We start from the raw sequence: 23193 nt of genomic DNA, 5'->3' as shown, positions 1-23193 counted from the left end.
CTCGAGAGTTTTACTCGAACAGGCGAAGCAAACCTTAAACTTTAAACAAAAAAATTATGTGCGGAATAGTATGTGCCTTTGATTTAAAACAAAAAGCGGAAGTTTTAAGACCGCAAGTATTAGAAATGTCTAAAATTATCCGTCATCGTGGACCGGACTGGAGTGGAATTTTTAGTAATGAAAAAGCCATTTTGTCTCACGAACGACTGGCAATCGTTGATCCTGCTTCAGGGAAACAACCGTTGTTCAGTGAAGACAAACAACTTGTTTTAGCAGCAAATGGTGAAATTTACAACCACAGAGAATTACGTAAACAATTTGAGGGTAAATATAACTTTCAAACCGAAAGTGACTGCGAAGTAATTCTAGCACTTTACAAAGAAAAAGGGCCTCATTTTATAGATGAAATGAATGGGATTTTTGGATTTGCTATTTATGATGTCGAAAAAGACGAGTATTTTGTTGCTCGGGATCACATGGGAATTATTCCATTATACATAGGTTGGGATGAACACGGAACTTTTTATGTGGCTTCTGAATTGAAAGCATTAGAAGGCTATTGTACTAAAATTCAATTGTTTCCTCCAGGACATTATATGTCAAGTAAAGATGGCGAATTTGTACAATGGTATAAAAGAGAATGGACAGATTATGATGCTGTAAAAGACAACGTAACCAGCATTGATGAAATCAAAGTGGCTTTAGAAGCTGCTGTTCACAGACAATTGATGAGTGATGTACCTTATGGTGTCTTGCTTTCTGGAGGTTTAGATTCTTCTATTACTTCGGCTGTCGCCAAAAAATATGCGCAAAAACGTATTGAATCCGGAGATGTTGCTGATGCTTGGTATCCGCAATTGCACTCTTTCTCGGTAGGATTAGATGGTTCTCCAGATTTAGCGGCGGCGCAAATAGTTGCGGATCATATTGGAACCATTCACCACGAAATTAAATTCACTATTCAAGAAGGGTTAGATGCAATTAAAGATGTAATTTACAACTTGGAGACTTACGATGTGACTACGATTAGAGCATCAACACCAATGTGGTTGATGGCAAGAGTTATTAAATCTATGGGTATCAAAATGGTGTTATCAGGTGAAGGAGCAGATGAACTTTTTGGAGGATATTTGTATTTCCACAAAGCGCCAAACGCGAGAGAATTTCACGAAGAAAACGTACGTAAATTAGGTAAATTGCACATGTACGATTGTTTACGAGCGAACAAAAGTTTAGCAGCATGGGGAATTGAAGGACGTGTGCCATTTTTAGATAAAGAATTTATGGATGTGGCGATGCGCGTTAATCCACAAGATAAAATGATCAATGCAGAACATCCTATGGAAAAGTGGGTGGTTCGTAAAGCTTTTGAAGAGATGTTGCCGCCAAGTGTAGCTTGGAGACAAAAAGAACAATTTAGTGATGGTGTAGGTTATGGGTGGATTGATACATTAAAAGAAGTTGTAGCTGTTGAAATTTCGGATGAACAATTAGCAAATGCTAAATATAAATTTCCGTTGCAAACTCCTACTTCAAAAGAGGAATATTATTACCGTTCTATTTTTCATGAGCATTTTCCAAGTGATGCAGCTGCTTTGTGTGTGCCGCAAGAAGCAAGTGTGGCGTGTAGTACAAAAATTGCATTGGAATGGGATGAAGCGTTCAAAAACATGAATGATCCGTCAGGAAGAGCGGTGGCAAGTGTGCATGATGATGCGTATGCAAAAGCATAAATACAATTAATTAAGATTTTATAAATAGATAAAACGCTCTCCATTTTGAGAGCGTTTTTTATGAGAAATATATTTCGAGAGCAGTTTAGAATTTGAAAAAACATTATAATTACACATTGTCTAAAATAATTAGGAGGAGTTCTTTATATTAGCAAAACTAAAATGTTTATTATGAGATATATTACTTTATTCTTTGTTTTATTTTTATTGATTTCGTGTGATCAAAAAAATAAGATTTCCGTTGATACCATTATTACCGGTGCCACTATTTACACGGTCAATAACTCCTTTGAGAAAGCTTCGGCTATGGCAATCGATGAAGGTAAAATTATCGCTATTGGGACTAATGGTAAAATTTCAAAACAATATGAATCCAAGAATACGATAGATGCGGAAGGCAAATTCATTTATCCAGGCCTGATTGATGCACATTGCCATTTTTATAGCTATGGATTGAGCTTGCAGGAATCGGATTTGCGCGGTACCAAAAGCATGAACGAAATAATTTCCCGTTTAAAGGCTTTTCAAAAAGATAAAAATCCAACCTTTATTGTGGGTAATGGTTGGGATCAAAACGATTGGAAAGTCAAAAAGTATCCAACAAAAGCAGATTTAGATGTTGCGTTTCCTGATATTCCTGTAGTTTTAAATCGAATCGACGGTCATGCCATTATTGTGAATAGTAAAGCTTTGAAGTTAGCAGGAATCACAAAGGATACAAAAGCTGTTGGTGGTCAGATTGAAATTGCAAACGGGGAGCCAACGGGAATTTTAGTAGACAATCCAATGGAATTAGTGTTCAAAATAATTCCAAAACCAACCCGTAAAACACAAATAGCCGCTTTGCTTGATGCCGAAAAAGTGATGTTTGATTACGGATTGACGACCGTAAATGATGCAGGATTGGATCCGGACATTATTCACTTGATGGATAGTTTGCAAAAGGCAAAAGTGATGAAGCTTAATGTATATGCAATGATCACTGCAAATCAAAAAAACATTGATTTATACTTAAAAAAAGGAATTTATAAAACAGATAATCTAAATGTGCGTTCCTTTAAAATGTATGGTGATGGTGCCTTGGGTTCGCGTGGCGCGTGCATGCACAAACCGTATTCCGACAAGCCAGGCGAATATGGCGCTTTGTTGGCACCAATTTCTGGATTAAGCGATGTAGCTAGACAAATTGCAGCTTCAAATTTTCAGTTGAATACACATGCCATTGGCGATTCAGCAAATACGGTGATTTTGAAAATTTACAGAGAAGTTTTGACAGGCACAAAAGACCGAAGATGGAAAATTGAGCACGCTCAAGTTTTGCGTGAAGCGGATTTTGACTATTTCAAATTTGGAATTATTCCTTCGGTTCAACCCACGCATGCCACATCTGATATGTATTGGGCTGAAGACAGATTGGGAAAAGCAAGATTGAAAAATGCCTATGCTTATAAAAAATTACTTCAAAAAGCTGGAATGGTAGCTCTTGGAACTGATTTCCCAGTAGAGGAAGTGAATCCGATGCTTACTTTTCATGCTGCTGTAGCCAGAAAAGACAGTAAGGAATATCCAAAAGGTGGTTTCCAAATGGAAAATGCGTTGACCAGAGCCGAAACGTTAAGAGGAATGACTATTTGGGCCGCCTATTCTAATTTTGAAGAAAAAGAAAAAGGAAGTCTGGAAGTAGGAAAATGGGCTGATTTTGTGATGTTTGACCAGGATTTAATTATGGTGAAAGAGAATATGATAGTAAAAATGAAACCAAGTAATACCTATTTAAAAGGTCAAAAAGTCAAATAATTAAACGGATGCGTTTATGAGTTATAGTTATTATAGTAGGTTTGGTTTTTCTGATAATTAAATTACATTTTTGATGTTAAACGTATTTTTTTGTTTTAAATAGTAACTAAATATCATAATTGTGTTTTGTATTTGTAACTGCTATTGCATATTTGTCGACTTAGAATTGGGAAAAAATAAAAATATAGAGTTATGTGCGGAATATTAGCCATTATCGGAAGAGGAAAAGAGGAACAATTGTTTGGAGCACTTTCAAAAAGAATGACGCATCGTGGTCCGGATGAAAGTGATTTACATGTTACTGAAAAAGGGCATATTTTAAGTCACGAACGGTTGTCTATAATTGATTTACATTCTGGAAAACAACCGATACAAGGCACAAAAACGGCCTATATGGTTCATAATGGCGAAATATACAATCATCAGGAATTGAGAGATGGTGTGTTGAAAAGGCATGCTTTTAGAACCAAATCAGATTCAGAGGTTATTGTGCATTTGTACGAAGAGTTTGGATACGATTTTTGCAATATGCTGGATGGCGACTGGGCTTTTGTGGTAGTAGATGGCGATGATTTTATTGCCGGCAGAGATCCAATGGGAGTGAAACCGTTGTATTATGGTTTGGACGAAAGAGGAAGGATCTATTTTTCCTCCGAAATGAAACCTATTGCGGATCAGTGTAAAACATTTTCTACTTTTCCTCCGGGACATTATTATACTCAAAAAACAGGTTTTGTGAAATATTACAAACCGGAATATGAAGATTATTTAAAAGCCGACCAAGAATTAGATTTGGATTTAATCAGGGAAACGTTGACTGAAGCAACTCGTAAGCGTTTAATGAGCGATGTACCCATTGGAGTGTTGCTTTCAGGAGGATTGGATTCTTCATTAACATCAGCAATTGCTTCTAGGTTATTGGCGGAAAGCGGCAAAAAATTACAATCATTTTCTATTGGATTAAATGCGGATGCGCCAGATGCTGCGGCTGCCAGAAAAGTAGCGGAATTTTTAGGGACTGAACATCATGAAATTCATTTTACTGTTGCAGAAGGAATAAAAATCTTAGATAAATTAATCTGGCATTTAGAAACGTATGACGTGACTTCGGTTAGAGCAAGTACACCAATGTATTTCTTGTCGAAAGCAATTACGGATTTAGGTGTAAAAGTGGTGCTCTCAGGCGAAGGAGCCGATGAGATTTTTGGGGGATATTTGTATTTTAGAAATGCACCTTCGGCGGAGGATTTCCAAAAGGAAACTATTGAAAGAGTACAGAAATTGTTTACCGCCGATTTGTTAAGAGCGGACAAATCAACGATGGCGCACGGATTAGAAACCAGAGTTCCGTTTTTAGACAAAGCGTTTTTGGATGTGTCAATTCGCATCAAAGCAGAAGAAAAGATGCCTAAAACGTACGATGGAAAAGAAAAATACATTTTAAGAAAAGCATTTGATACGCCAGACAATCCGTATCTGCCTGAAGAGGTTTTGTGGAGACAAAAAGAACAATTTTCGGATGGAGTAGGATACAATTGGATTGATGAATTAATTGATTATTGTGCTACGCAAGTTACGGATGAGCAATTAGCTGGAGCTGTAGCTGAATTTCCGTATAATTCTCCTACAACTAAAGAAGCGTATTTTTACAGGTCGGTATTTAATAAATATTATCCGCAAGTAAGTGCGGCACAAACGGTTAGGAAGTGGATTCCAAAATGGCAGGAAAACCTTGATCCAAGCGGAAGAGCGAATGCGGCACACGTTCAGGCAGATACTGAAATTGCCAAAATAGGAGTTGTAGTTTGAAACAATAATTTAAATTTTTTATAAATGAAGAACGCTCTCAATTTTGAGAGCGTTTTTTTGTAATTATATGAACAAATGTTAATAACTTAAGGGCTTTAAAAGGGAATTTAACGGTTATATAATTTGCGTTTTTATATATTTGCGTGTTAGACAAAAAGTACATTTTTTTTAGAATAAAATATATATGAGCGAAGAAATCAAGAAGGACAGTTATTCAGCAGATAGTATTCAGGCATTAGAAGGAATGGAACACGTAAGGATGCGTCCTTCGATGTATATTGGAGATGTGGGAGTTCGAGGTCTGCATCATTTAGTGTATGAGGTTGTGGATAACTCTATTGATGAGGCAATGGGAGGCCATTGTGATACCATAATAGTTGATATTAATGAAGATGGATCCGTTTCTGTTGAAGATAATGGGCGTGGTATTCCGGTAGGAATTCATAAAAAAGAAGGGGTTTCAGCATTAGAGGTTGTAATGACCAAGATTGGTGCCGGAGGAAAATTTGACAAAGATTCGTATAAAGTTTCCGGTGGTCTTCACGGTGTAGGGGTTTCGGTGGTAAATGCATTGTCAAACCATTTGAGAGCTACAGTTCACAGTAGTGATGGTAAAATATACGAACAAGAATACGAAAAAGGGAAAGCATTATACCCGGTTAAGCAAATTGGAGAAACGACTAAGAGAGGGACAATTGTTACTTTTTATCCGGATCCAAGCATATTTACCCAAACTATTGAGTATTCGTATGATACTTTATCGGCTCGTATGCGTGAATTATCTTATTTGAATAAAGGAATCACGATTACATTTACGGATAAAAGAGAATTTGATAAAGACGGAAATTTTGTTTCAGAAGTATTTCATTCTGACGAAGGTTTAAAAGAATACATCCGTTACTTAGATGGGAACCGTGAGCCAATTATTGCGCACGTAATTTCTATGGATCATGAAAAAGGAGAAATTCCGGTAGAGGTGGCGTTAATTTACAATACCAGCTATACGGAAAATATTTTCTCGTATGTGAATAATATCAATACGCATGAGGGAGGAACGCATTTGCAAGGTTTTAGAACCGGTCTTACAAGATCGTTAAAGAAATACGCGGATGCTTCTGGAATGTTAGACAAATTGAAATTTGATATTTCAGGAGACGATTTCCGGGAAGGATTGACCGCTATTATTTCGGTAAAAGTGCAGGAGCCACAATTTGAAGGACAAACGAAAACGAAACTTGGGAACAGAGAAGTTGTTTCTCCTGTAAGTCAAGCGGTAAGTGAGATGATTGAAAACTATTTGGAAGAAAATCCAAATGATGCCCGTATCATTGTTCAAAAAGTTATTCTTGCAGCACAAGCACGTCACGCAGCCAAAAAAGCACGTGAAATGGTACAACGCAAAACCGTAATGGGTGGCGGTGGATTGCCAGGAAAATTATCAGATTGTTCAGAACAGGATCCAGCAAAATGTGAAGTATACCTTGTCGAGGGAGATTCGGCGGGAGGAACCGCAAAACAAGGTCGTGATCGTGCGTTTCAAGCTATTTTACCTTTGCGTGGTAAGATTTTGAACGTAGAAAAAGCAATGCATCACAAGGTTTTTGAAAACGAAGAGATTCGAAATATATTTACTGCGCTAGGCGTTACAATAGGAACTGCCGAAGACAGCAAAGCATTGAATATCGAAAAATTACGCTACCACAAAGTAATCATTATGTGTGATGCCGATGTCGATGGTAGTCATATTTCTACTTTAATCTTGACGTTCTTCTTTAGATTTATGAAAGAATTAATCGAACAAGGGCACGTATATATTGCCGCACCGCCTTTGTATTTAGTTAAAAAAGGAAACAAAAAAGAATATGCATGGAATGATTTGCAACGTGATCAGGCAAATGAAAGAATGGGCGGAAGTGCAGGAATTCAACGTTATAAAGGTCTTGGAGAGATGAACGCAGAGCAATTATGGGAAACTACAATGGATCCAAGTTTTAGAACATTGCGTCAGGTAACTATTGACAGTTTGGCGGAAGCCGATAGAGTTTTCTCAATGTTAATGGGTGATGAAGTACCGCCACGAAGAGAATTTATTGAGAAAAATGCAGTTTACGCAAATATTGATGCGTAACGTAACGTAATCATCCGTTTTTATTCTAATAGAATAACGCAAAAAAAGTAACCAAATTAACAAATAACCGAATAAACTTTAAAATATGAAAGTTACCATTGTAGGAGCAGGAAATGTAGGAGCAACATGTGCGGACGTGATTTCTTATAGAGGAATTGCCAGCGAAGTAGTACTATTGGATATTAGAGAAGGTTTTGCTGAAGGAAAAGCGTTAGATATCATGCAATGTGCTACCAATACTGGTTTTAATACCAAAGTATCAGGTGTTACCAATGATTATGCTAAAACAGCAGGAAGTGATGTAGTGGTAATTACATCTGGAATTCCAAGAAAACCAGGAATGACTCGGGAAGAATTAATAGGAATTAATGCAGGAATCGTGAAAACGGTTGCTGAAAATGTATTGAAGCATTCACCGGATACTATTATAGTGGTCGTTTCTAATCCTATGGATACCATGACATATTTGGCATTGAAATCTACGGGATTACCAAAAAACAGAATTATTGGGATGGGTGGAGCGTTAGACAGTTCTCGTTTTAGAACGTATTTGTCTTTGGCTTTAGACAAACCGGCCAATGATATTTCAGCAATGGTTATTGGGGGACACGGAGATACTACTATGATTCCTTTGACACGATTAGCATCTTATAACGGAATTCCGGTTTCACAATTTCTATCGGAAGAGGAATTGCAAAAAGTAGCTGCCGATACAATGGTTGGTGGAGCTACACTTACAGGACTGCTTGGAACATCGGCATGGTATGCTCCCGGAGCTTCCGTTGCTTTCTTGGTGGATAGTATTTTAAATGATCAAAAGAAAATGATTGCATGTTCTGTTTTCGTTGAAGGAGAATATGGTCAGGATGATATCTGTATTGGTGTTCCGTGTATTATTGGTAAAAATGGAGTAGAAGAAATTCTTGACATTAAACTAAATGATGCTGAAAAAGCCTTATTTGCTAAAAGTGCAGACGCTGTCAGACAAATGAATGACGCTTTAAAATCGATTTTGGTATAAAAATTTACATATAAAAAAGAGAAGACTGCATCTTTGCAGTCTTTTTCTTGAGATTAATCTATAAATAAATTGGTTAATCTTACCGTTAATTATATATTTGCTCGGTTTAAAAAAAATGAAGTAGCTCGATATATTCTTTTATAATATAAAAAACGAATGTAAAGTGTTCTTTCATAAGGTTTAAAGCAAAAATAAATAAATATAAAATAATTAATTTTTAGTAATAATGCAGAATAAAGGACTTATTAAATTTTTCGCAATTCTATTTGCATTGGTAAGTATTTACCAACTTTCGTTCACTTTTGTCGCGAGCAAAATTAAAAATGATGCGAAATCTTTTGCGGGTGGAAACCCTGATAAAGAAGCTAAATATTTAGATTCTATTGGTAAAGAAAAAGTATTTAGCCTTGGGTTTACTAATTTTACTTATAACGAAGTAAGTGATAAGCAAATCAACAAAGGTCTTGACTTAGAAGGAGGTATTAATGTAATACTTCAAATATCTGTTAAAGACATATTGAAAGGTTTATCGAATAACTCAAAAAATCCGGTTTTTAATAAATCTTTGGCTGATGCAACAGCAAATCTAAAAGGAAATCAAACCTATTTAGATGCATTTTTCAATGCTTTTGAAGCGAATTCAAAAGGAACCGTAAAATTAGCTTCTCCTGATATTTTTGCAAACAGAAGTTTGCAAGGTGAAGGTGGAGTCGATTTTCAAATGACCGATGCTGAGGTCGAAAAAGTAATCAAAAGAAAAGTAGATGAGTCTGTAGAAAGTGCTTTTGGTGTATTGAGAGAGCGTATAGACAAATTTGGTGTTACCCAACCTAACATTCAAAAATTAGGGGAGACGGGAAGAATTCTTGTAGAACTTCCTGGGGCTAAAGATGTAGACAGAATTAAAAGATTATTACAAAGTACCGCTCAACTAGAGTTTTGGGAAACATATAAAATAGAAGAAATTGGTAATTTTTTGATGGCAGCTAACGAGTCATTGAAGAAAACTGAAATCAATATTGCCGAAGTTAAACCTGTTGTGAAAGATTCTTTGAGCGCTTTGCTTTCGGATGGTAAAGATTCAGCTGATGCAAAAAAAGGAAATAATCCTTTATTTGATAAAATCATTGGGCAAGGTGGAGGTCCAGTTTTGGGACTTTTCTCTCCAAAAGATACGGCTGTTGTAAACGGATATTTAAAAAGAGCGGATATTAGAGTTTTATTGGCTGCAGACCAGCGGTATGTGAAATTTGTTTGGGGAAAACCTTTGACTATTAAAGACGATAAAGCAAAAGCTGTTGAAGCAGTAGAATTATATGCTTTAAAAGGAAATAGAGACAATGTACCTGCAATGGCTGGTGGTGTGGTTACAGATGCAAGTGATACCTTTGACCAATCAGGTAAACCAGCAGTTTCAATGCAAATGAACGGACAAGGTGCAAAAGCATGGGAAGAATTAACAGGTAGAGCATACACTCAAAAAAGTAATATTGCTATTGTTCTTGATGATGTGGTGTATTCTGCACCAGGAGTTTCAACAGGTCCAATTTCAGGAGGTAGATCTGAAATTTCAGGAGCTTTTGATGTTACAGAAACTAAAGATTTAGCAAATGTATTGAGAGCAGGTAAATTACCAGCTGCCGCAGATATTGTTCAGTCAGAAGTGGTAGGGCCATCCTTAGGTCAGGAAGCAATTGATCACGGTACTAGCTCCGCTTTGATAGGATTGCTTTTAGTGTCACTCTGGATGATGATTTATTACGGCAGGGCAGGTTGGTATGCTAATATTGCATTAGCGGTTAACTTACTTTTCTTATTCGGAATTTTAGCAAGTATTGGTGCAGTTTTAACATTGCCAGGTATTGCAGGTATCGTATTGACAATGGGAACAGCTGTTGATGCGAATATCATTATCTATGAAAGAGCAAAAGAAGAGTTGCGTGCGGGTAAAACACTAGAAGAAGCGGTTAAAACTTCCTACAGCTGGAGAGGAGCAATGTCCTCTATTACGGATGCCAATGTAACGCATATTTTGACCGGAGCTGTATTGTTCATTTTTGGTTCAGGGCCAATTAAGGGGTTTGCTACTACGTTATTAATCGGTATTATAACCTCATTGTTTACTTCAATTTTTATTGCACGAATCTTTATTGACTGGAACATTAGTAAAAAGAACAATTTGACGTTTGTTACTAATTTCTCTAAAAATATGTTTGTCAATTTTAATTTTAATTTCTTAGGAGTTAAAAAATGGACGTATTTATTTTCTAGTATTATTGTTATCATCAGTTTTACGTCATTAGCTATTAATGGTCTTGATGAAGGAGTCGACTTTGTAGGAGGACGAACTTTTCAGGTGCGTTTTGAAAAAGCAATTGAAACTGAAACAGTAAAAGCAGAGCTAGCGGAAGTTTTTGATGGTAGTGCCGAAGTAAAAGTTTTTGGTAGTGATAATCAATTGAAAATTACCACTAAATACAAAGTGGAAGAGCCAGGAATCAAAGCAGACGAAGAAGTAAATAAATTATTGTTTACTACTTTAAAACAACATTTTTCAGCTGATATGACGTATGATAAATTTGTTAATGCTTATGATGGTAAAAAACTCGGTATTTTACAAGCGTCTAAAGTAGGGCCAACAGTTGCTGAAGATATTAAAACCAATGCTTATTGGGCGGTTCTTGGAGCAATGGCAATCGTGTTTTTATATTTGATGATCAGTTATAGAAAATGGCAATACAGTTTAGGAGCGATTGCTGCTGTTGCCCACGATGTTATTTTTGTGCTAGGAATTTATTCATTGTGCTATAAATTTATGCCTTTTGGTATGGAAATCGATCAGCATTTTATTGCTGCGATTCTAACCGTTATTGGGTATTCTATGAATGATACAGTTATTGTATTTGACAGGGTTCGTGAATATTTAGCCGGAAAAACTAAAGGTTCTTTCTCTGAAATCGTAAATCAATCTATTAATACAACGATGTCAAGAACTATCAATACCTCTTTGACGATGATTGTGGTGTTGTTGATCATGTTTATTTTTGGAGGAGAATCTATCAGAGGATTTATATTTGCTATGTTAGTTGGTATCATTGTAGGGACATACTCTTCATTGTTTATTGCAACACCAGTACTTGTAGACACCATCTCAAAAGAAGATAAAGACAGAGTCGAAAAGGCGCATCTAGAAAACTAGAAACAGCTTTTATATCAATCAAAAAAAGAGATTCAGCGTAAGTTGAATCTCTTTTTTTATTTGTAACTCCAAACATAATTTTAATTCCTTTTTTGAAAACTGTATAATCAGATAAACGAAAATACTAGTAGTTATGCGGATGAAAGTATTAGTTATTTTAGTTTTAGTCCTTTGTACAATTCCATTTTATGCCCAAGAAAAGGCAAGTAAAGTTGATTTGGGTTTTTCGTATGGAATAGGAAATGAATTTAAAAACAGAAATTATACCTTTACAAATAAGTCTTATAAGGTGCAAATTTATTATGTTGTAAAACAAACGAAGAATTTTAAATACGCACTAGTGCTTCAGCCAGAAATTAATTTTGCAAGCCATCAACTCCTAAATATTTATTTTGTGGAGCCTGATGATCCGGATTATATTGCAAAACGGGAGCGCTATACAAAGCTAAAAGATGTAAAAGAATACGTTCTTAATCTTGGCTTTTTAGTGCGAAAACCAGTCTTTAAATCGGCGAGTATTTATGTTTTAGGGAGCATAGGTCCAATGATTATAGATACAGAAACGGAACGACTATCCAAAGGTTTTGCCTTTTCAGATGTTTTAGCGGTAGGATTTACTTTTAGGTTTAAGGGTGTGACTTTAGACGTAAGACCAAATATTCGTCATGTGTCTAATGGGGGATTACAGAAAACCAATGCGGGATATACGACTAAAAACATTGACTTTGGGTTCTCCTTTTCGTTATAAAGAAAGCGTTAGCTACTAAGATGCAGCTAACGCTTTTTTTTGTTGTAACGTATTGTTATTTAGTTTGTTATTTCTTTTTCTGACGTAAGAATAAAATACAGTCCTATAAGAATAAAGGGGATACTAAGCCATTGTCCGGTTGAAAATAAACCTAAAGCACTTTCAAAACCGCCTTGACTTTCCTTAACAGATTCTACTATAAAACGGACTGTAAATAAAAGAACCAGGAACATACCAAATATAAATCCGGTATACCTTCTTTTTTCGGTTTTCCAATACAGGAAAAATAAGACTGCAAAAACAAAAATATAACAGAATGCCTCGTACAATTGAGTAGGATGTCTTACCGGAACTTGTTCCAGTAAAGAGACAAATTTAGGGTCGTTCGCAATGGCTGAGTACGCAGCTTGAGGATTGGGTATTTGAGTCGCATTGACCGCGTCCATAGCACTAAAATGGTCTTTCAAGAATTTTATTCCAAAGTCAGAAGTCGTTTTATGACCAATAATCTCCGAATTAAAAAAGTTACCCAATCTGACGAAAATAGCACCGCTTGCAACAGGAATAACCACCCGGTCCAAAATCCATAACTGGGGTTTTTTCAATATATTTTTACTGTAAAAATACATAGCAATAATTATTGATATGGCAGCACCATGACTTGCTAAACCTTGAAAACCTGTGAATTCCCATCCTTTTATAATGTATAAAATCGTTTCGTTTGGATTTTCTCGTATTGGCATAAAAATTTCCAATAAATGATTGCGATAATACTCCCAATCGTAAAAGAAAACGTGACCCAAACGTGCACCAAGTAAGGTCGCTAATACAGTCCAGATAAATAACGAATCTAATTTTTCTATTGATTCCCCTTCACGATCAAAGATATTTTTCATAATATACCAGCCTAATCCAAAAGCAATTACAAACATTAAACTGTAATAACGAATGATAAAAAAGCCTAAATCAATTCCTTCTGATGGATTCCAAACGATGTTTAAAGCGTGTGTCATGTATTGTATTTTATATGTTTGACGTAAAAATAGAGATTAAATGTAAAATTCGTATTAAAAAAGAGAATCTTTATGCGTACATGATTTTTTGGGAACCGGATCATAGCCGGTTTTTCCCCAAGGATGGCAACTAAAAACACGTTTTATACCTAAAAACCCGCCATAAAACAAACCGTGGGTTTGTAAAGCTTCAATCATATACGAGGAGCACGTGGGTTCAAATCTACAAGCCGCAGGTGTAAAGGGTGAAATGGCCACTTGATAGAAACGAACCAATAGTAAAAATGGGTAAATGATGATTTTTGATAACATGATTTTAAAATTAAAATTTCTCTGTTGTTATTCAAAATTATTTTTCAGGTGTAATCGATTTCGGTATTTAGCGGACTAGATACTAAACGAAGTTCCTTCTTTACCATCTTTTAACTGAATTCCTAATACAATCAATTGATCCCTTATTTGGTCAGAAAGTGCAAAATTCTTATTGTCGCGAGCTTGTTTTCTCATTTCAATAAGCATATTGACCGTTCCTTCTAACTTATCGTTATTGCTGTCCGAGACTTTTTCGTCTTCTAATCCTAATACGTCAAACACAAATGCATGCATTGTTTTTGCAAAATGGTTTAAATCTTCCGCATTCAAGGTCTCTTTTTCATCCTTTAATAAATTGATAAAACGTACACCTTCAAACAACTGTGCAATCAAAATTGGCGTGTTAAAATCGTCATTCATTGCATCATAACAGGTTTGCTTCCAAGCCGGAATGTCAACGGTGCTTTTTGTGTGAACAGTGATTTCTTTCAACGAATTCATCGCTTCCATCAATCGTTTGTATCCTTTTTCGGCAGCAACAATGGCATCATCAGAAAAATCAAGAATACTTCTGTAATGCGCCTGGAGCATAAAAAATCGTGCTACTGATGCTGAAAAAGCTTTACTTAAAACGGTGTTTTCTCCAGTCAATATTTCTCTTGGCAAAATATTATTTCCCGTAGATTTTGCCATTTTTTTTCCGTTCAAAGTCAACATATTGGCGTGGAGCCAATAATTAACCGGAGTTTGACCGGTACAGGCTTCGTTTTGTGCAATTTCACACTCATGATGCGGGAACTTTAAATCCATTCCGCCACCGTGAATGTCAAAATGATTGCCTAAGTATTTAGTGCTCATTGCAGTACATTCTAAATGCCATCCAGGAAATCCATCACTCCAAGGCGAAGGCCAACGCATAATATGTTGAGTTTCCGCTTTTTTCCAAAGCGCAAAATCCTGTGGATTTCTCTTGTCACTTTGCCCGTCAAGATCGCGGGTATTGGCTAGCATATCCTCAATGTTTCGGCCACTTAATCTGCCGTAATGATTGGTTTCATTAAATTTTACCACATCAAAATAAACAGAGCCATTGGCTTCATAACCAATTCCTTTTTCAATTATGGTTTTGATAATTTCAATTTGCTCAATAATATGTCCCGTTGCAGTAGGTTCGATACTTGGTGACAAAAAGTTAAAAGCATTCAGAATTTCATGAAAATCAACCGTATAGCGTTGCACTACTTCCATTGGTTCGAGTTGTTCCAGACGTGCTTTTTTGGCAATTTTATCCTCACCTTCATCCACATCGTCCACAATATGCCCCACATCCGTAATGTTTCTAACGTAGCGTACTTTGTATTCTAAATGCAAAAAATACCTAAAAATCACGTCAAAAGACATAAAGGTACGCACATTTCCAAGATGTACATTGCTGTAAACTGTAGGTCCACAAACATACATTCCTACATTTCCTTCATGAATAGGTTTGAAAACTTCTTTTTCTCCTGAAAGAGAATTGTATATTTTTAGATTTTGGCTATTGTATAATGGCATTGTAGATTATTGTTTTCCCCACCCCACCCCTCCCAAAGGGAAAGGAGTTGAGACGTGAATGCGTTATTAATAATTGTTGTAATCTTGTTCTGATCTTACCAAGCTGTGCTCCCTCTCCTTTGCAGAGGGTCGGGGAGAGGACTAGAACTTAGTTTCTAATTTAATGTAATCTAAAAACTCTCTGCGAGTGACACTATCTTTAAATTTTCCGCCAAATTCAGAGGTTACGGTACTACTTTCAATATCACTGATTCCTCTTGAATTTACACAAAGGTGCTTGGCATCGATTACACAGGCTACATCTTCTGTACCTAATGCGATTTGTAATTCCTGAACAATTTGCATGGTTAAGCGCTCCTGAACCTGAGGTCTTTTAGCATAATATTCTACGATACGGTTCATTTTAGACAAACCAATAACTCTGCCGTTTGAAATATAAGCCACATGCGCTCTTCCTATAATTGGTAATAAATGATGTTCACAGGTAGAATATACGATGATATTTTTTTCAACTAACATTTCACCGTACTTGTAATTATTGTCAAATGTAGATGCTTTTGGTTTTTTAGCAGGATTTAAACCGCCAAAAATTTCCTTTACAAACATTTTGGCAACACGATTGGGCGTGCCTTTTAAACTATCATCGGTCAAGTCCATTCCAAGTGTGATTAGAATGCTCTCCACGTCCTTTTTTATTTTTTCAATTTTTTCCTCATCAGAAATGACAAAAGCATCATCTCGTACTGGATTTTTTGCGGATAAACTAATATGGTTTTCTCCTATTTCGTCTTGAAATTCTTCGTTTTTTATCATTAAAAGCAACTATTATTGTTGGTGTAAATATTTAAGGGGTAAAGGTAAATAATAAAAATTAAAAAATTTCTATCGCTCCTACTATTTAAGACTACTTTATCGGTTCAGCCGCCCGTTATACTCTCTTTTTTGGATCTAAAAAGAAAAGGCAATAACGAACTCGTTACTGCCTTTTATAAAATAGTTCCGGTTCCCTAAAGGGGATGTCTACCAAAATGTGTTTGATTATACTTTCGTTAGTGTCGCATTATAAACAGGAATCGCTGCTTTCAGGATTCGTACTGCGCTAATTAAATCTTCTTTCTTTAAAACATAAGCAATTCGAACCTGATTTAATCCCATTCCCGTAGTAGAGTAAAAACCGGCTGCTGGCGCTACCATTACTGTTTCTCCATTTAGGTCATAACTTTCTAATAGCCATTGCGCAAAAGCATCGGCATTAGCAACTGGTAGTTGCGCAATACAATAAAAAGCCCCTTTTGGTTTGCTTACAATAACGCCATCTATTTTATTTAATTCTTCAATCAAAGTGTCTCTGCGTTCTCTATATTCTGAAATTACTTCGTCAAAATAACTTTGTGGAGTGTCAAGAGCAGCTTCGCTTGCAATCTGTTCAATCGTTGGTGGACTTAATCTTGCTTGTGCAAATTTCATTGCAGTAGCCATCAGTTCCTTGTTTTTAGAAACAATGCATCCTATTCTGGCACCGCACATGCTGTATCTTTTTGAAACAGAATCAATCATGATTGCATGTTCTTCAAGCCCGGGAACATTCATTACTGAATAATGGACATCACCATCATAAGTAAATTCACGATATACTTCATCAGAAATTAGAAATAAATCATGTTTTTTGACTAAGGCAGCCAGTTGCATGATTTCTTCTTTTGAATATAAATAACCCGTTGGATTTCCTGGATTACAAATCAGGATCGCTTTTGTTTTTGGCGTAATCAGCTTTTCAAAATCAGCTACGGCCGGTAATGCAAAACCGGTTTCAATACTCGAGATTACTGGAACTACAGAAACTCCTGATGCGGTTGAAAATCCATTATAATTTGCATAAAATGGTTCCGGAATAATGATCTCATCACCATGATCCATCGTGCTGCCTATAGCAAACATCAAGGCTTCAGATCCTCCGGTGGAGATTATAATATCTTCAATATGTACAGGAATTCCTTGATTTGTATAATAGGCAGCTAATTTTTTTCTATAGCTTTCATTCCCGGCGGAATGGCTGTATTCTAAAATAGTTAAATCTATATTTTTAACCGCATTCATAGCAACTTCAGGAGTTCTGATATCGGGTTGGCCAATGTTTAAATGGTATACTTTGTGGCCTTTATTTTTCGCTATTTCAGAGTAGGGAACCAATTTTCGTATTGGTGATTCAGGCATTTGTTTGCCTTTATTTGATATTGTTGGCATAGTTTTAAATTATTGAATTGCAAATTTGCGATTTTTTTTTCGAATTTATCACAATTTATGCCCGGATATATCATATAAAACAAGGTTTTGTTTTATATTTTTAGTATTTTTATAGAAAGCTAGCACAATGAAAAGAACGCTAAATTTATTTTTTTTAATCTTCTCGATATACAGTGTTTTGGCGCAGCAAGGATTTCAGTTTGAAAAAAATGGAGACAAAATTAGTGTGCCTTTCAAGTTGATCAATAATTTAGTGCTTTTGCCTATAAAAGTGAATGGAGTTGAATTGAATTTTTTATTGGATTCCGGTGTAGAAGAGACCATATTATTTAGTTTGGAAGAAAAAAAAGAAGTTCGTTTTTTTAACGCTGAAAAAGTACTATTAAGAGGATTAGGCAGTCAAGAGGCGGTCGAGGGATTGAAATCGACCAATAATATATTGCAATTCGGCAGCATGTTGTATGCGGATCATATGGTTTATATTGTTTTGAATCAGGATTTTAATTTATCCTCTCATATTGGGATTCCTGTAAACGGAATTATAGGATTTCAGTTTTTTAGAAATAATCTGGTTGAAATTAATTACTCTAAAAAGAGAGTTATAGTCTATAGCGATACCGCTAAAAATAGAAAAAAAATAGTTAGAAAGTTCAAAACTATTCCTATCGCTATCGAGAAATCAAAGCCGTATTTAAAAGGTACGGTGTTGTTGAATAATAAGGAACTGGTGATCAAGTTGCTGATTGATATAGGAAATAGTGATGCAATATGGTTGTTTCAGGATCGCTCCGAATTTCTTAAAGTTCCCCCGAAAAATTTTGCTGATTTTTTGGGCAGAGGATTTAGTGGTGATGTTGAAGGAAAAAGAGCCAGAATTCAAAAATTCGCAATGAATCAGTTTGTATTTAATAATCCAATAGTAGCTTTCCCGGACTCTACTTCAATTAGGAATGTTACTATGGTTCCTGATCGGATGGGATCAGTAGGAGGAGAGATTATGAAAAGATTTACCGTTATTTTTAATTACCCTAAAAAAGAAATGTATGTAAAAAAAAATAGTCTTTACAACGATCCTTTTGCATACAATAAAAGCGGAGTAGAGATCCAGCACAACGGATTACAGTGGGTTCAGGAAACTGTTCGGATGGAAACCGTCCCTTTGTTACCAAAATATAATGAGTCAGGCGAAACTAAAGTACTCAATGACTTTAAATATAAATTCCAATTAAAGCCTATTTATGAGATTGCAAATGTTAGAAATAATTCGCCTGCAGCAAATTCAGGAGTACAAAAAGGCGATATTATTATTTTAATCAATAACGCTCCTGCTTATAGATATTCGTTGCAAAAAGTTAATTCTCTCTTTAGATCTGAGGAGGAAAAATGGATAACATTGGAAGTGGAAAGAAACAGTCAGATTCTGAAATTTAGATTTCAGTTACAGGATTTTCTCTAACAAAAAACGCCTCCAGAGGGTTTCAGGAAGCGTATTGATGTGTACACATGGAATTTAAATCCATCAAGTAGGTCGGGTAAAAATCAAATAGGACACATTGGATTTAGAGGAATAGTGTTTTTGTCCATTGGCTCCTTAACGCGAAAGTCTGAGAAAACAGGGTATCTCCTTGTTTTAAATAAATCACAATTGCGTGATTTAATTTGCAACTACTTCCCCTTTTATTTTTAAAGCGACTCTCCCGGAATCGTAATTCACGGCATTCGATTCAACAGTTATTGTTTTTCTAATTGGTCCGGGAGCCATATTGTATTTTATGGATATTTTTCCTGTTTTTCCCGGCATAATTGGCTCGGTTGGTTTTGTTGGAATGGTGCACCCACAAGTAGAAAGTACATTTGTAATAAGTAATGGCGCATTTCCAGTGTTCGTAAAAATAAAATTACGGGTTCCATTATCATTTTTGGTAACCCTCCCATAATCGATTGTATTGTCTTTTGCAGCAAATTCAATTTTAGGGCCATTTTGAGCAAATCCTACGGTGCTAATTAATGTGAATGCAAATAAAATTAGTATTTTTTTCATTTTCATTTTTTTAAATTCATTAAAGTAAATATACTTTGTTTTAATTAACGCACAAATTTTTATTTCCCTTTTTATAGTCTACTTAATTATTTACTTTTGTGCCCTATCAGAATTACAAATATCAGACCAAAGTCTACAAGGGTATTTGTTGATCTGGTTATTGGTTTAACGGAACCAACAAACAATTGAATTTAACGATTAAATGACCCACAATAAAATGATTATTCCTGCACAATTTGACGCTAAAACTATTGAGAATAAGTGGTATGACTACTGGATGAAAAACAATTATTTTCACTCAGAGCCGGATCATAGAACACCATATACTATCGTAATTCCACCGCCTAATGTGACTGGAGTTTTACACATGGGACACATGTTGAACAATACTATTCAAGATGTATTAATAAGAAGAGCGCGTCTTAAAGGGTTCAATGCGTGCTGGGTTCCGGGAACGGATCATGCCTCAATAGCTACAGAAGCTAAGGTGGTAGCCAAATTAAAAGCTGAAGGAATCCATAAAAATGATTTAACACGTGAAGAATTTTTGGCGCATGCCTGGGAATGGACGGATAAATATGGCGGTGTAATTCTGGAACAACTCAAACAATTGGGCTGTTCATGTGATTGGGATCGAACAAAATTCACCATGGATCCTGATATGTCAGCCTCAGTGATTCGTTCTTTTGTAGATTTATACAACAAAGGTTTGATTTACCGTGGGTATCGAATGGTCAACTGGGATCCGGAAGCCAAAACGACTTTGTCTGATGAAGAAGTGATTTTTGAAGAACAACAGGGAAAATTATATTATATACAGTATAAAATCCTCACCCCAGCCCTCTCCGAAGGAGAGGGAGCTGAAACTTTTAACTCCCCTCCTTCGGAGGGTTTGGGGGAGGAATTTCTGACAATAGCAACCACGCGTCCGGAAACTATTTTTGGAGATAGCGCCATTTGTATTAATCCAAATGACGAACGTTTTGCTCATTTGAAAGGCAAAAAAGCGATTGTGCCTATTTGCGGAAGAGTGATTCCGATTATCGAAGATGACTATGTAGATATAGAATTTGGTACTGGTTGTTTGAAAGTGACCCCGGCTCACGACATGAATGACAAGGCATTGGGAGAAAAGCATAATTTGGAGATTATTGATATTTTCAACGAAGATGCAACGATGAATAGTTTTGGTTTGCATTACCAAGGGAAAGATCGTTTTGTGGTTCGTGAAGAAATTGCAAAAGAACTAGGGACTATAGGTGCTTTAGCAAAAACAGAAACACACTTAAATAAAGTAGGTACTTCGGAAAGAACCAAAGCAGTTATCGAGCCTCGTTTATCAGACCAATGGTTCTTGAAAATGGAAGATTTGGTAAAACCGGCAATTCAATCCGTATTGGTTGATGGCGAAATTAAATTGCATCCAGCACGTTTTAACAATACGTACGCCCATTGGCTAAACAACATTCGCGATTGGAATATTTCTCGTCAATTGTGGTGGGGACAACAAATTCCGGCCTATTTCTATGGCGACGGAAAAGAGGATTTCGTGGTCGCTGAAAATATTGAAGACGCTCTAAAGTTAGCGAGAGAGAAAACTTTAAACCTTAAACTTGAAACAAAAGATTTAAAGCAAGATGTTGACGCTCTTGACACTTGGTTCTCGTCTTGGCTATGGCCAATGTCCGTTTTTGGAGGTATAATGAATCCGGAAAGTGAAGACTTTAAATACTATTATCCAACCAATGATTTAGTAACTGGTCCGGATATTTTGTTTTTCTGGGTAGCGAGAATGATTATTGCAGGATATGAGTACACAGGAAAAAAACCTTTTACAAATGTTTATTTGACTGGTTTAGTTCGTGACAAACAAAGACGTAAAATGTCTAAATCATTAGGGAATTCACCGGATCCTTTAGACTTAATAGAAAAATTTGGTGCCGATGGTGTTCGGGTTGGATTGCTTTTGAGCGCTTCTGCCGGAAATGACATTATGTTTGACGAAGAATTGTGCAACCAAGGAAAAGCATTCACCAATAAAATTTGGAATGCCTTTAAATTGATCAAAGGTTGGGAAGTTTCGGAAACGATTCCACAACCGGAATCTTCAAAAGTAGCAATCGAGTGGTATGAAGCCAAGTTGCAACAAACACTTCTAGAAATCGAAGATAATTTCGAAAAATACAGAATTTCCGAAGCTTTAATGGGAATTTACAAACTGGTTTGGGATGATTTCTGCTCTTGGTTCCTGGAAATGATAAAACCGGCGTACCAACAGCCAATCGACAGCGTTACTTTGGCGAAAGCCATAGCAATGCTTGAAAATAATTTAAAATTATTGCATCCGTTTATGCCGTTCCTGACAGAGGAAATTTGGCAAATTCTTGCCGAAAGAACTACAGATGAAGCATTAATCGTTTCGACTTGGCCAGAAATAAAACCGTTTGATTCCCGTTTAATTGCTGATTTTGAAAACACAATGGAGGTTATTTCCGGAATTCGTACGATCCGTAAAGACAAGAATATTCCGTTTAAAGATGCGATTGAATTTAAAATTGTCAATAATGACAATACTTCGGATTATTTTGATTCGGTGGTGACTAAATTAGGAAACTTGACTTCCTTAGAATATGTTTTGGATAAAGTGGATGGCGCCTTGTCTTTCCGTGTCAAATCGAATGAATATTTCATCCCAATCACCGGAAATATTGACGTACAAGCTGAAATTGCTAAACTGACGGCGGAGTTAGTCTATACGCAAGGTTTCTTGAAATCAGTACAAAATAAACTAGCCAACGAGAAATTTGTGGCTGGTGCACCGGAGAAAGTTTTAGCCAACGAAAGACAAAAAGAAGCAGATGCTCTGGCAAAAATGGAAACTATCGAGCACAGTTTGGCGGGTTTAAAATAGACATAGTCAAAATATATAAACCCGACCCATTTTCAATATGGGTCGGGTTCTTTTTTAAGTCAACTTAGTTTAGCAGGATTGAAGCAGAAATTTAGCCAAATAAAAACAAGAATAATAACGGAAATATAATTCCGGCAACGGCCAGTTTCCAACCCCTGTTTTTCCAACTGAATTTTCCGGCTTTAATCATAACCGTTCCTGTTAAGGCAATAATGATTAAGCTGATCGCAAAAATATCAGAATAATAAATCCAAAAATTAGAGGTGTTTTTATGCAATTTCATCGTTTGGCTGATAATTGGCGTTTTAGAGAAGGAAACAATTTCTCCTTTTCCAGTTTTCAGTTCAATTTCGACATCGTGCTTTTCAAAAGAAATTTTAAAGGTTCCTTTTTTTACCATTTGACGTCTCATTTTATCATCGATGCCCAATTGTTTGCCTAAATCTTCAGCAAATTTTTCGTTAATTTCATTTTCAGCAAAAACTTTTACTTGGATAGCCTTGGTTTCGGTAGTGTATTTTTCCGGATGCCAGTATTCTCTGTGGTTCATCATAAGTCCTGAGAGGGCAAAAGAAACAATTAATCCGATATAGAAATACCCTAAATCACGGTGTAAATTTCTTGCTTTTATTTTCATCATGGGTTTGAATTTTAGGTTTTGAATTATTAATCAGACTTTTTAT

16 protein-coding genes are annotated in these 23193 nt (G+C 36.0%); 9 read left to right on the top strand and 7 right to left on the bottom strand.

From position 1 onward, the window contains the following. The first annotated feature begins 56 nt into the window (after nt 1-56). The 7 genes from asnB (EKL96_RS08920) (at nt 57) to EKL96_RS08890 (ending at nt 12435) form a co-directional block, all read left to right on the top strand. Complete coding sequence (asnB, locus tag EKL96_RS08920; protein WP_126461053.1) at nt 57-1733, top strand: asparagine synthase B; 1677 nt, start codon at nt 57-59, stop codon at nt 1731-1733. Between the two features lie 171 nt (nt 1734-1904). Continuing rightward, nucleotides 1905-3530 (top strand): amidohydrolase, encoded by a 1626-nt coding sequence (locus EKL96_RS08915; protein ID WP_126461050.1) that lies wholly within the window; start codon nt 1905-1907, stop codon nt 3528-3530. Between the two features lie 192 nt (nt 3531-3722). Beyond that, on the top strand, nt 3723-5339 hold the full coding sequence (asnB, locus tag EKL96_RS08910) for an asparagine synthase B (RefSeq protein WP_126461048.1): 1617 nt from the start codon (nt 3723-3725) through the stop codon (nt 5337-5339). A gap of 184 nt (nt 5340-5523) precedes the next feature. Beyond that, nucleotides 5524-7467: a DNA topoisomerase (ATP-hydrolyzing) subunit B gene (gene gyrB / locus EKL96_RS08905; RefSeq protein ID WP_126461045.1), complete on the top strand. Its 1944-nt coding sequence runs from the start codon at nt 5524-5526 to the stop codon at nt 7465-7467. Between the two features lie 85 nt (nt 7468-7552). Then, nucleotides 7553-8488 (top strand): malate dehydrogenase, encoded by a 936-nt coding sequence (gene mdh / locus EKL96_RS08900; protein WP_126461042.1) that lies wholly within the window; start codon nt 7553-7555, stop codon nt 8486-8488. A gap of 226 nt (nt 8489-8714) precedes the next feature. After that, complete coding sequence (gene secDF / locus EKL96_RS08895; RefSeq protein WP_126461039.1) at nt 8715-11687, top strand: protein translocase subunit SecDF; 2973 nt, start codon at nt 8715-8717, stop codon at nt 11685-11687. Nucleotides 11688-11826: 139 nt separating this feature from the next. Continuing rightward, the gene (locus tag EKL96_RS08890; RefSeq protein ID WP_233579285.1) at nt 11827-12435 is read left to right on the top strand and encodes an acyloxyacyl hydrolase; all 609 of its coding nucleotides are present in this window, start codon (nt 11827-11829) and stop codon (nt 12433-12435) included. A 59-nt stretch (nt 12436-12494) separates the two neighbouring features. Here the strand turns inward: EKL96_RS08890 and lgt are convergent, their stop codons facing one another. The 5 genes from lgt to EKL96_RS08865 form a co-directional block, all read right to left on the bottom strand. Then, nucleotides 12495-13448, bottom strand: coding sequence for a prolipoprotein diacylglyceryl transferase (lgt, locus tag EKL96_RS08885; RefSeq protein ID WP_126454092.1), 954 nt, complete (start codon nt 13446-13448; stop codon nt 12495-12497). A gap of 54 nt (nt 13449-13502) precedes the next feature. Beyond that, nucleotides 13503-13760, bottom strand: a complete 258-nt coding sequence (gene yidD, locus EKL96_RS08880; protein ID WP_126461032.1) for a membrane protein insertion efficiency factor YidD — start codon at nt 13758-13760, stop codon at nt 13503-13505. Between the two features lie 75 nt (nt 13761-13835). Continuing rightward, nucleotides 13836-15314 carry a cysteine--tRNA ligase gene (cysS, locus tag EKL96_RS08875; protein WP_126461029.1) on the bottom strand — a complete coding sequence of 493 codons (1479 nt, stop codon included), beginning with the start codon at nt 15312-15314 and terminating at the stop codon, nt 13836-13838. Between the two features lie 141 nt (nt 15315-15455). Next, on the bottom strand, nt 15456-16127 hold the full coding sequence (gene folE, locus EKL96_RS08870) for a GTP cyclohydrolase I FolE (protein ID WP_126461026.1): 672 nt from the start codon (nt 16125-16127) through the stop codon (nt 15456-15458). A gap of 225 nt (nt 16128-16352) precedes the next feature. Beyond that, a complete protein-coding gene (locus EKL96_RS08865; protein ID WP_126461023.1) occupies nt 16353-17558 on the bottom strand; it encodes a pyridoxal phosphate-dependent aminotransferase in 1206 nt (401 codons plus the stop codon). A gap of 127 nt (nt 17559-17685) precedes the next feature. Here EKL96_RS08865 and EKL96_RS08860 point away from each other — a divergent pair, with 127 nt between their 5' ends. Then, nucleotides 17686-19014 (top strand): PDZ domain-containing protein, encoded by a 1329-nt coding sequence (locus tag EKL96_RS08860; RefSeq protein ID WP_126461020.1) that lies wholly within the window; start codon nt 17686-17688, stop codon nt 19012-19014. A gap of 198 nt (nt 19015-19212) precedes the next feature. Here EKL96_RS08860 and EKL96_RS08855 read toward each other — a convergent pair whose 3' ends face one another. Further along, a complete protein-coding gene (locus EKL96_RS08855) occupies nt 19213-19599 on the bottom strand; it encodes a DUF1573 domain-containing protein (protein WP_126461017.1) in 387 nt (128 codons plus the stop codon). Nucleotides 19600-19816: 217 nt separating this feature from the next. Here EKL96_RS08855 and EKL96_RS08850 point away from each other — a divergent pair, with 217 nt between their 5' ends. After that, complete coding sequence (locus tag EKL96_RS08850) at nt 19817-22510, top strand: valine--tRNA ligase (protein WP_126461580.1); 2694 nt, start codon at nt 19817-19819, stop codon at nt 22508-22510. A gap of 91 nt (nt 22511-22601) precedes the next feature. Here EKL96_RS08850 and EKL96_RS08845 read toward each other — a convergent pair whose 3' ends face one another. After that, on the bottom strand, nt 22602-23150 hold the full coding sequence (locus EKL96_RS08845) for a PepSY-associated TM helix domain-containing protein (protein WP_126461014.1): 549 nt from the start codon (nt 23148-23150) through the stop codon (nt 22602-22604). Nucleotides 23151-23193: the final 43 nt, after the last annotated feature.

The organism is Flavobacterium sp. LS1R10 (assembly GCF_003968825.1).
In the GTDB taxonomy this organism is placed as follows: domain Bacteria; phylum Bacteroidota; class Bacteroidia; order Flavobacteriales; family Flavobacteriaceae; genus Flavobacterium.
This window is presented reverse-complemented; position numbering and strand designations above follow the sequence as displayed.